Source organism: Paenibacillus sp. SRL342 (assembly GCF_984798905.1).
The window spans coordinates 3,707,482-3,719,662 of the sequence record NZ_OZ481790.1 but is presented as its reverse complement, the minus strand read 5'-3'; the positions used below and the strand labels follow the sequence as shown (position 1 = coordinate 3,719,662).

The window sequence follows — 12,181 nt, the reverse complement described above, 5'->3', positions numbered from 1 at the left end:
TTTTGCATCCTTATTTGGATTCCTACCGAGTCATTTTTATCCGATATTGCTTAGGTGTATCCCCCGTATATTCTTTAAAAAGTTTGCAAAAGTACCCTTCATTGACGATACCTACTTCCTCGCACAATTCCAATAAAGAATAATCCCGGACATTTAACAACTCGAGGGCGAGATGGATTTTTTTACGATTAATGTAGCTAATCACGCCTTCGTTCATTGTTTTTTTGAATAAGCTACTAAAATACGATGGTGCTAGATTCACTTCCTCCGCAATTGCCTCCAACGTTAAACGTTGTTTCAAGTTTGTCTCTATATAATGCATAGCACTCATAATTTCTGCACGATGTAACAGTTGGCCCGCATGCACGTATTCGAATGTGAAATCGCCAATATAGGCGAGTTGCTCCTGAAAAGCCATGAATTCCATGGGGAAGTCTGGAACTTCCGTGGCCATCTTATTCCCCGATTTAAATTTCACGGTAATGTCTCTGTACAAATCTCTAATCATTGGCGCCATGATGGACTTGTGGATTTTATGGTCCGTAACAAATTGCGACAGATCGGCAAGTGCATTGTCCAGCTCTTCCTTGGAAATCTTCCTCTTCAGGCGTATAAGAAAATCAGCAAGCTTCTGCTGAACGTCTGCTTTTTTGTCATTATGGTATTGGAACCGATGCATCGGTGTTTTTACAACTTTTTCTGTATGATAATAGAAATCCTCACTCACATTTTTAGCTTCCGTGTACGCCTGTTTGATCGATTCCCAGCCTCGGTGTGGACTTCCAAAAGCGACAGATACTCTTTTATTTAAATATTGATGCAAATGAGAGATGATCTGCCCTCCCAAGGATAGGCAAGCATATTCCGTTTCCATATCACTGCGGTTATTTTCCCAGGATAAAAAGCCAATAAAACGATTATCCGACAGATCCGCAGCTACCCCACTACTACCATTCATCACCGTTTCTTCGATGATATTTGTTATCGCATACTTCAAGATGTTTTGATCTGCAGCCGCGTATTCGTTTCGGAAACTTTCATACGTATTCATTTCAACGATGAAGCAGCAATAGTTGGATTGAAAGAAATGAAACTGCATGCGATTGGCAAAATCCGATGCCCGATGAGAAGGAATTTCACCTCGGATCAATTCGTTAAAAAATTGCTTGCGGACTCTGTATTTATTTTCAAGCACGGATACGTTTAACGAGTGAAATTCCGCTTCTTTTTTCTCAAACTCATTTAAAATTCCGGCTGCCTTATCCAACGCTCGATTCAAATCGGCTTCCCTCAGCGGAACCTTTACAATGTACTCCAATACGTTGGCTTGAATCGCCCGCTGAGCGTATTCGAAGGATGAATAGGCGGTCAGAAGTATGTATTGGGTATGGGGAAGCTCTGCCTTGAGCTCCTCAATCATGGAGATGCCATCCATACGCGGCATTACAATATCGGATATGACGATATCCGGTTTAAGTTTTATGATCTCCTCGATCCCATTCAGCCCATTATTCGCTTTGCCCACCAGAACAAATCGTCGATCCCTATGAGAGAGTTCATTAAAAAACAATTCCAATCGTTGAATGATCAGGTCTTCATCGTCAACAATGAAGCAGGTATAGTCTCTCCCCATTATGCATCTCCTTTTGGCAATTCTGCCGGGAATACAGCGCGTATACGGGTTATTTCCTTAGGTATGCTAATGATATCCAGCCCGAATTGATCTCCGTAGTGGAGTCTTATTCGCCCATGAATATTATTCAGTCCGATTCTTTTCCTTTTTACTTCCTCTTCACTCGGTTCTGAGATTAAAATATGTTTTATTTTATCAGCTGGAATTCCCTCTCCTTGATCAACAACTTCGATGATAACGATACTGTCCTCCCTGTACGTATGAATCGTAATTGGCCCCTCAATTCCCCCTCCGTTGTAACCATGGAAGATACTATTCTCCACAAGGGGCTGCAGCAGCATTCGGAAAACTGGAAAATCCATCAGTCCTGCTTCGATATCTTCAATCAAGTGGAAGTTTCGGTTATACCGGATGTTCTGGATCTCGATATAGTCCGCTACATTGCGTAATTCCTGGCGTAGGGAAACCTTCTCAGAAGCATCGTCTACCCCGTACTCCAATAAAGAAATGAGCGACCCGATCACCACATCTACTTTCTCTATTTGTCCGAGACGTATCACATTGCTGATTGAACCAAGCGTGTTATACAGAAAATGTGGATTAATTTGAGACTGTAACACCTGGATTTCCAACTTCCGCTCAAGTTCATTATGATGCTCGGCTCGGCGAATAAGTTCAACAATCTGCTGAAGCATACGATCGAATGCCCGTGAAAGATCGCCAAACTCATCGTTTCGATTAATCGTTATTGTCGTTGTGAGGATACCTTGTTCTACCTGCTTCATTTTTGTTTTGAGCGTATAGAGTGGTTTTCTTATATATTTGGCAACCAAAAAAGAAATGAACAAACTTAAAATAAGACCTGCAGCGAGAAGCTCGAGGTAATAGGTTTCCAATCTGGACAACGCTGCTTTTAAGCGTGATTCATCGTTGATCGAGATGATGGTCCAGTTGAATTTCTCCGTTGGTTTTTTCAAAAGGGAGACCGGAATACCGTCGTTGGTATACAGTTGAAGGTTTGTTTCTGTTGTATCCAGAATTTCTTCCGCTGACGTCTCTCCGATCGAAAAAGAATGATCTTGAATATTCAGAGGTCCCTTATTTTCAGAAAATCCGGCGATGATCTTACCTGACGCAGTGATCAGAGCCAGATTCATTTGTTCCTGTTTATTAATCTTGAACAAGGTTTCTTCAATGGCATTTAGATCCAAATCAACCGCAATGGCCATAGGAAACGGAGTACCATTCAGATATCGAACCATCGTAACGGTCCAGCCGGAATACTTCGATTTGTAAGGTTCACTAACAAAGGTAGTCCTTCTATTCTTGTCAGCCGCATCAAATAAAGGTGCTCTTTCAGATAAAGGTTCATCAAATATTCGAGTAGGTGTACTTCCACCCAGAATGGATAAATCGCTTTTGATCAAATAAATATTACTGACATAGATACTGTTGAGTTCATACAGCTCCCTTAATTGCTTTTTAATCACTTCGGTATTGTTAATGTTGGCTTTCACTGATGTTTCAACTGAGAAGAGAATCGTCTGGAAGGAGGAGAAATTAACAGTGAAATACTGGTCTACCTTGTCTAGTATTTGATTGGTGTAAAAAATGTCATTGGTTCTTATTTCCTTTTGCACATAGCGATAAGACAATTGGCTTATCAAGATGATGCACCCCAATACAAAGGCAAACACGATAAAAAATAATTTTAAAGGCAAGCTGATTCTTCTTCGCATCGATCATCTTCCTTTTAGTTCCGTTTTAAACTAAGAATAGCATATGCTAATAAAGAGAGGGGCTACGAATAGCCACTCTCTCTTCGTTTATTTTTACTTGATAAGGCCGGCTTCTTTAAATTGCTGGATTGCGGTTTCTTTATATTTCTGCATGTCAAACTTGGTATCCAGCGTCTGTAGGAAATTGTCCCAGTTGGAAAGAGGCTCTTTGCCCGTCATAAATTTAACTAAGCTTTCATTAATGAAACGTGTGCGGTCAGCATCCAAGGTATCGCTAGGGTCTGGGGTCAATAAATTTCCGGGCAGCGTTGGCCCCACATATTGCTGATTGTCCTTGAAAGCTTCCGCCGTCTTCGGATTCTGGAAACTGAAGTACTCCGCATCATCACCACGGCGTGGCATTCTATAATGATCGACCCACAGATACTTCTCTTTCATTTCCTTCGATAACTCGGAGGTTTTATTTTTGATCTTGCCGTCTACGACATCCCAATGAATCCCTTTGATACCGTATGCAAAGTTCGGATAGGCTTCTTCATCCGTAAAAAGATAATTTAGCATGGACAAGATCCGAATGATTTTATCCTCGTCCGCTTTTGCGGATATGGCCCATGAGTTGCCCTGGAACGATTTTCTCTCTACAATTTGATCCCCGTAAGGACCTTTCATCGGAGGGATAACGATCCATTCCGGCACCTCGCCACTAATTTCTTTCATTTTCTGTTGATAATCCGGCTCTAGTCTACGAGCATCTCTGATCATGAAGCCAACTCTACCCTTAAACATCTTTTGGTCCAACAGATCAGGCGAATTCATCGTCACCCAGTCCGGGTCAACCACCTTGGCTGCCATCATTTTATTAATGTAAGCAAGCGCCTCTTTCATTTTGGGGTCGATAAACAGAAATACCGGTTCATTATCTTTTATCTCAACGGCTGAAGGAGGATTGACGCCAAACATCCACATCAAGCTATCAAAGCCGTAGGTTTGCAGATTACCTTCTTTATTCATACCACCGATGAATCCGTACGTATCGTTTTTACCATTCCCGTCCGGGTCTTTCTCTGTAAAGGCTTTCATAACTTCGAACAGCTCGTCAGGTGTCGTTGGTACCTCCATATTCAACTTTTTCAGCCAATCGTTACGGATAAAGAAGCTTCGACTGATACCGTTTACATTATCATAGCCTGGAACTCCAATCGTTTTTCCTTGATAGGACATCGCCTCCCAGGAGTCGTTGCCAAACCGTTTCTGTAGTTCAGGGAATTGGTCCATATACGGTGTCAAATCCGCAAGAACACCTTGGTCGTAATATTGCGCGAGATCAGCACGACTTTTCAAGAAGATCAAGTCTGGAATATCCCCGCCTGCAATGAGTGTATTCAGTTTGGTTGTTGCTTGACCAGCCTGAGGAATCATCATCTCCAAGTCGATGTTCATCTCTTCTTCCAACATTTGGCGTTGAATATCTTCTTCACGTGGAGGTACCGGAGCAGCAGCATTAAAAGTGCCTTGGTTAAACATTGAGATTTTCATTTTGGTTGCAAACTGGCCAGACTGGCCTTGCGAATTACTCGAAGTTGTCGATGTAACTTCTTCATTTCCCCCACATCCTGACAATAGCGTCCCAAGTCCTAAGATTGCCGACAGAATAGCAAATGAAATCTTTTTACGCTGCATATTGACCTCTCCTTTGCTTGTATATTATCACGGTTTCCCCGTAATAAGTTAGGTTGGAACACTTTTTAACCTTTAACGGATCCCAGGAGTACACCTTTGGTAAAATGCTTTTGCAAAAATGGATAAACGATCAATATCGGAACTGTAGTTACAACAACTGTAGCCATCTGCACTGCGAACGTACTGACAGCCCCGGAATTGGCGAGCGAATCAGCGCTTTGAGTTGCAACGTTAAGCAGAATGTTGCGCAAAATCACTTGAAGTGGCATGTAGTTGGAATCATTGATATATACAATGGCATCAAAATAACTGTTCCAATGCCCGACTGCGTAAAATAAGGAAATGGTGGAAAGGACAGGTAAGGACAGGGGTAAAATGATCCGCCATAACGTCTGAAGTTCACTTGCACCGTCTACCCTCGCTGATTCCTCGATTTCACCAGGTAATTGCTCAAAAAAACCTTTGATGATCACCAGATTAAATGCACTAATGAGATTTGGAATGATCAATACCCAAGGACTGTTTAACAATCCCAAAGAGCGGATTAGTAAATAAGTCGGAATTAATCCCCCACTGAACATCATGGTAAACACAATGAAGAGTAAAAACGGACTTCTTCCGGGCAAATATTTTTTGGATAACGGGTAGGCCGCGATTACCGTAAAAAACACATTTAACGCAGTGCCTACAATCGTTCGAAATAACGTAATTTTATACGCCTGCCAGATCCCATGCGAGATGAATACTTCTTTATAGGCCAGAAAGGTAAAGGATTCTGGTATAATCACAATCCCTCTTCTTAATACTTCCGATTCTGGTGTTACGGAGACAGCAACCACATATAGAAAGGGCAGCACGCACAGTAGGGATAATATAATAAGAACTACATAAACGACGGTTTGCCAGACTTTTTCCCCGATTGTCATATGGATCATTCTAAAGACCACCTCACCAGATTTGCCCATCGAATTTTTTGGCGAGCTTATTCGCTGCCAACACTAAAGCAAATCCGATGACAGCTTTAAACAATCCTACAGCCGTAGCCAAGCCAATCTTAAGACGTTCCAACCCTTCGCGGTATACCCATGTGTCGATAATATCGATCTTCTCCTGGTTAAAGGTGTTGGCAAACATGAATATTTGGTCAAAACCCGCATCCAGGATATGGCTTAATTTAAGAATCAGCATCAGAATAATGACTCCTCGAATACCAGGTAACGTGATATGCCAGAGCTGTCTCCATTTGGATGCACCATCCATTCGAGCCGCTTCATACAAGCTTGGATCGATTCCTGCCAAGGCGGCAAGGTACAAAATCGCCCCCCATCCAATATCCTTCCATACTTCAGATAAGATGATCAACATTCTGCCCCAGGCAGGTTCGGTTAGAAACGAGATGGGTTCAACACCAAAATCCTTCAAAATCATGTTAAAGAGACCATCGCCAGGGGCTAGTAAGGCTACCATAATTCCATACACGATGACCCATGATAGAAAATGAGGCAAATAAGTGATGGTCTGTACGATTTTCTTAAACCATTGGCTATACACTTCATTGAGGAGTAAAGCAAGTACGATGGGCGCGGAGAAACCGAACAATAGCTTATACAGCGATATAACAATCGTATTTTTCATGATGTCCCAGAAATAAACGCCGTTCATAAAATCGGTAAAATTTTTGAATCCCACCCATGGGCTATCCCATAGTCCCAAAGCCAGGTTGTAGTTTTTAAAAGCAATCATGATTCCCGCCATAGGAATGTATTTGAATACCGCAAAGTAAATTAAAGCTGGTAATAAGAGAGCATACATCACTTTGTGCTTTTGTATCGTCCTTATCCATGTCTTTCGCTTTTTGGAGATGGGAATGGCGTCCGCTGCCAATTTTGCTTGCATTTCATCACCTCGTCTTTGTTTGTATTTGTATAATAGCACCCGCCTATCGGATAAATTTCTGAAATATCAAGAATTTCTTATAAGATTTTAAGGAAGTGTGCTTGGGTTCGTTCCAACAGCTAATCCCAGCAGGTGAGACAAGAACTTTTCTACTAAAATAAAAAAAAGCCGCTATAATAGCGACTTTCAAATGCCGTATTTATACTTCTCCCCAAAAAATCTCAGTTCACAATCGAATTCAACAATTATTGTTCATCGATCGTCACGCTCCCATCACTATTTTGACATCCTATATACTGGCTTCAGTAATAGCTTCAAAATCTTACTGCCCCAAAAAGCAAATACCGTCGTTCCGGTCCATGAGCTGCGCTTATCTTGGCTGTACTGATCGTTGATCATATAGGTCCGAGTCGAAATAGGACTCTTCAGACCGAACTGTTCCCATTTCTCGGGATCATTCGAACCTCCAAGTTTTCTAAGCATATTTGCCGACTCATGATCTATTTTAGCCGGAATTCGCTCGAATGCTTGGGTGATTTGCGTATGAAACTCGTCGATTGGGTTACGACTGGTAATGCTCTCGAGATGAATGCTTTCACGAATGTAAGAAACGTATGCGAGATGGTCAGCCCAGAACTCGTCGATATAAAAAAGCCGTACTCGCCGCTCCGATGGACTCATCAGTCTCTCAGCTTTCAAAATTCCGAGCCGTTCTTCATATAGAATTCGCCTCTGATCCTCCACCATATCCGAATAACAGTTCAATTCCCGCTGAATATCGAAGTTTTGACCTATAATAACGCGCTGGATATGCTCGATTTTGCTGCGGAGCGCAGGTTCATCAAGAACCTCGTCCTGCCTAGGAGCGTGAAACAGTTTATGAATGCCAAAGCGAAGCATCAACTCGTCCTCCAGGCTAATATAAAATACGGAGGACCCAGGGTCACCTTGGCGTCCGCAACGTCCGCGCAACTGATCATCAATCCGCATGCTTTCGTTCACATATGTACCTATCACGTATAATCCGCCCAGTTTGGCAACCACTTCTGCCTGAGCGGGATTACCACCGCCGAGACGAATGTCGACGCCGCGCCCTGCCATATTCGTAGATACCGTTACCGCGCCTATTTCTCCCGCTTTAGCGATGATTTCGGCTTCTTTTGCATCGTTTTTGGCATTCAGAACCTGGCAAGGTACACCAGCAGCGGCAAGCGCCTTCGCCAGCATATCAGATTCCTCGACGCTTGACGTACCAATAAGAATGGGGCGTCCCATCCTATGGACCGAAGAGATTTCTTGTACAAGCGCCTTATATTTGGCTTCTTTATGGGTGTAAATTCGGTGTTTGTGGTCGATCCGTATGTTTGGCTGGTTTGGCGGGATCTGCACGACTTGTAACGCATAGATATCCTCAAATTCCATTGCTGAAGCGTGCGCCGTAGCCGTCATTCCGCAAATTCCCGAATACAGGCTAATGAAATGTTGAATCGTGATCGTACCGAGAATTCTCCCACCGGCCTTCCACTGCAACCCTTCTTTTGCCATCAGCGCAGCTTGCAACCCGTCCGGCAAATACCTGTTCTCGGCCACACGGCCGGTGTGTTCTTCGATTAGCTCGATTCCACCGTCCCGGACGATGTAATCAACGTCTTTTTTTAATAACGATTCCACATGCAGCGCACAATTCAATGAAGTTAACCAATGACTGTTATGGCTATCGTACAAGTTGCCGCATCCCAGCAGCAACTCCGCTTTTGCAGCACCCGCTTCATTCAAGTAAACGTTCCGCTGGAACTCGTCAAAATCGTAATGCTCTCCTTGCCGCAGCTGCCGGGCCACTTCTGCGAAAAGAACGCCATCACTCTTGGAAGCACTCGAATCGCCACTAATGACTAACGGCACCCGTGCTTCATCAAGAAGCAATGAATCTGCTTCGTCTACGATGACGTAATGGAAAGGACGGTGTACGGTATCCGCTTCATTGAATGCTATTGTGTCACGCAAATAATCAAACCCTGCTTCTTTAGCCGTAACATAGGTTATGTCCTTGGCGTAAGCTTCCCGTTTATCAAACAGACTCATGCCCGCTTGAACCGAGCTTACCGTTAACCCGAGGAAGCGAAAGATCGGGCCCATCCACGCTGCATCTCGATTTGCCAGGTAGTCGTTAAAAGTAAGCACATGAACACCTTTGCCTGTCAATGCGTTGAGATAAGCAGGCATAACAGCAGAGAGTGTTTTTCCTTCACCGGTATGCTGCTCGATCAAAAATCTTTCGTGCAAAGCAATCGCAGCCATAATCTGGACATCGTAAGGGCGTAATCCGAGTGTTCTCTTCGCAGCCTCGCAGACTAAAGCATAAGCATCAACAAGCAGATCATCCAAAGGCTTGCCTGATCTTGCTTCTTCTTGCAGCCGAAGAGATTCCGCTTGCAGGTGCTGATCATCCCAAACTTCCAAGTTCCGTTTCCTGATAAGCTCCACTTTGTCTCGATAATCCTTCAACAAACGCCGGTTATCTCGCTCTTTGAATTCACGTATCAACTTGACGACTACATTCATCGGAATTTGATTCCTCCTTAGTAGAAATAAGTTGTGAAAAGAAAAGACTCCATATGGAGTCTTTTTTGTCGATGATTAAAGTGCCACCAAACCATTCGTTATAAGAGAAACCTACATTACTTCTCCGATGGGAGTGGTGTAAAGAGCAGATTGACCGGCAGGTTGCTTCCTGGTGCGGCAGAGAATAGAATGGTTACGCTCTCTCCAGTTGAACCGGTGCGGTAAAGCACGCTTTGTTCACTTGAATTGGCAACCGCAACGTTACCTTCGGCAATCGATACCAACTGATTGTTCACCAGAGCTACTCCGGAGTACTTCCCTCCACGAGGGTTAAAGGAGATAAGTGTACGCGGTGCAACATTGGTCAGCGTGATTTTGTACAATACGCCGAAATTACCCGCATTGGATGCGTCTGTGTATGCCATTGGATCTGTTCCTACCAGATTGGGATCGCTTGAATTGTCACCAAGTGGCAGACGGGCAGGTTTGATTCCCACGTGCTCATCGTATTTTATAATGCGAGTCGCATTCGGGTACGTACCACGGTTGTGCACTCCGTCACGATCAAGCACAGGTAGCAATGGCAGAGCCTCGAACGGATCTTTATTTTCTTCCACCAGGATAACGTTATAGTCTAAGGAATAATCACTATAAGCGTCCGAATAGAGAGAGATTACTTGTCCTTCTTTCATCGGCGTTTTATTAAGTTCTGTCAAAATCAGTTTGCTTTCCCCAGGTTGAAGGTACTCTTTCTTTTGATCCGCTCCAGTCTGAATCGACTTGAACCATTTATCAATAGACAATTTCCCAGCTACGGTAGCATACGGTGTAGGTCCGGCAAAGCCCATATTCTGTTGTTCAAATACGGCTGGATTCGGATTGTTATTGGTTGCAATCACATACATTTTTACTCTTTTGCCTGTATTGTTCACGTGGTGAATCATGAAACGGGTCTGCCCCGAAGATGATTCTTTATATACAATGCCTTCCGTATTCACAGTTTCCGGACTGTTACTGCGGATCAGCAAACTTGGCTCATCCATGTACGTATAAGGCACTTTCTCCATCGTAGTCACTTCGCCGCCATTAAAGGTGAATTTCTGTCCTACCGGCGTGAAGAGTAAATTAAAATCGGTAAATGAATATAAGGTCTCATTGGTTATGGTGATGACTTTGGAGTACGTGTTCGTAGCACCGTGATTGTCAGTTACCGTAAGAGTCACCGTTTTTGGACCCGGTTCAAAGAACGCAAGTGAATTGTTCTCCCACGCCGCTTTAACAATATTATTTTCATCATCTGTACTTTGGTCTGTGTATGTTATTTTTTCGCCCATTTTATACTCTTCTTTATCCGTGGCGAACATGGCTACAGGAGGAAGATTAGGAGCCAAAACTTCAATCGTAGTTGAATAGGGATCGCTCCATTGACCATTGGAATCCTGTACTTGATATGAAATCGTATATGTACCTGCTTGATCAAATGAATCCTGGCGACCAGTCCAGCGTTCGTCAACGATATCCATTCCATTAGGTGAACTGGAAGAAGTCACGTAGTCTACTTGATCACCCGCAAAAATTTCCTTTTGGGAAATGGTAAAGCTTGCAACAGGTTTTGTATTAAGATTCAACACAACCGTTTTAGCCGACTGATTCACTTTATAGGTGATGTTCAGAGCTTGAGTAATGGAAGTTAACGGCACCATGAATGTACTTTTTTGCTGATAAGCAGGGCCTTTCATCGTTCTGGTCTCTCCATTTACCGTATAGTCCTTGCTGTTAGTTTTGAATCGGAGTTCATCTTCACCACTAATAATGATGGTTTCCTTGGTTTTGTTATCATATTTGACGCCATATCCCACACGGTCAACCAGCGCACGGATTGCAACATAGGATACACCGTTTTTTACAGCCATTGGCTGTCCAGCAAGATACGTTTTTCCATCCTGCTCCATTTTGTTGCTATTCATGTACAACGTCAGATTTCCACCTGCTGCTGCAGGAGACGTCCCATCAATGGATGGTTGCTCTATTTGAGCAGGTGTAGCTGGCGTTTCCTCCTCAGGTGCTTCCTCTTGAGCCACAGGTTTCGTACCCGTTTCGTTTGCAGTGGTCTCTCCCACATCCAATGCAGGTTTCTCGCTATCTGTTTTAGGTGTTGCCTCAGTGCCGGTTGAGGTTTGAGTGTCCTTGGCTTCAGTGGGCGGAGTATTGGTAGATTTGTTGTTGCTCTCCGTCTTCACTTCACGCTCTGCAATCGGCTGCTCTTGCTTTAACACCTCAACTGATTCTACATTGGCCGTGTTTACTGACGCGGAGTCACCTTGCGGTGCTGATTGCGCATTCACAGAACCGACTGCAAATGCTTGAAAAACGGCTAAAGCGGTAAAAATGGATAATTTCTTCTTCATATTCATGTGTTGTCTTTGGCTCCTTCTACTCTCTAGTAATGTATAACCCCTCAAAAAGTATTAGACGCTAGATTTAGGAAAAAGTTTCTAATTGAATTGTAAATTATGGATGGTGCAGCAATTTCGAATGATATAAACAAAAGTTACGTACAGTAAAAAGTCGCCAAAGAGGCGACTTCGAATACAAATATTCTAACAAAACCCAAATGGTAACTCTTCTTCTATGAGATGATGCTGGTCGTACTCCCCCAATTCAATCCCAT

The 12,181-nt window shown here is 43.4% G+C and carries 7 protein-coding genes; all 7 read right to left on the bottom strand.

Annotated features, from left to right (window positions below):
- Positions 1–22: 22 nt before the first annotated feature.
- Positions 23–1,633 carry a response regulator gene (locus AC4E8D_RS16325; RefSeq protein ID WP_490204947.1) on the bottom strand — a complete coding sequence of 537 codons (1,611 nt, stop codon included), beginning with the start codon at positions 1,631–1,633 and terminating at the stop codon, positions 23–25.
- Entirely contained in the window at positions 1,633–3,372 is a 1,740-nt protein-coding gene (locus tag AC4E8D_RS16320) for a sensor histidine kinase (protein ID WP_490204946.1), read from the bottom strand. Before AC4E8D_RS16320 ends, AC4E8D_RS16325 begins: the two co-directional genes overlap by 1 nt.
- Before the next feature lie 93 nt (positions 3,373–3,465).
- A complete protein-coding gene (locus AC4E8D_RS16315; RefSeq protein ID WP_221821257.1) occupies positions 3,466–5,052 on the bottom strand; it encodes an extracellular solute-binding protein in 1,587 nt (528 codons plus the stop codon).
- Between the two features lie 65 nt (positions 5,053–5,117).
- Entirely contained in the window at positions 5,118–5,987 is an 870-nt protein-coding gene (locus AC4E8D_RS16310; protein ID WP_036615551.1) for a carbohydrate ABC transporter permease, read from the bottom strand.
- A 13-nt stretch (positions 5,988–6,000) separates the two neighbouring features.
- The gene (locus AC4E8D_RS16305) at positions 6,001–6,948 is read right to left on the bottom strand and encodes an ABC transporter permease (RefSeq protein WP_036671347.1); all 948 of its coding nucleotides are present in this window, start codon (positions 6,946–6,948) and stop codon (positions 6,001–6,003) included.
- 276 nt (positions 6,949–7,224) lie between these two features.
- Positions 7,225–9,510: a preprotein translocase subunit SecA gene (locus AC4E8D_RS16300; protein ID WP_339303891.1), complete on the bottom strand. Its 2,286-nt coding sequence runs from the start codon at positions 9,508–9,510 to the stop codon at positions 7,225–7,227.
- Between the two features lie 116 nt (positions 9,511–9,626).
- On the bottom strand, positions 9,627–11,924 hold the full coding sequence (locus tag AC4E8D_RS16295) for a copper amine oxidase N-terminal domain-containing protein (protein WP_221821251.1): 2,298 nt from the start codon (positions 11,922–11,924) through the stop codon (positions 9,627–9,629).
- Positions 11,925–12,181 lie beyond the last annotated feature (257 nt).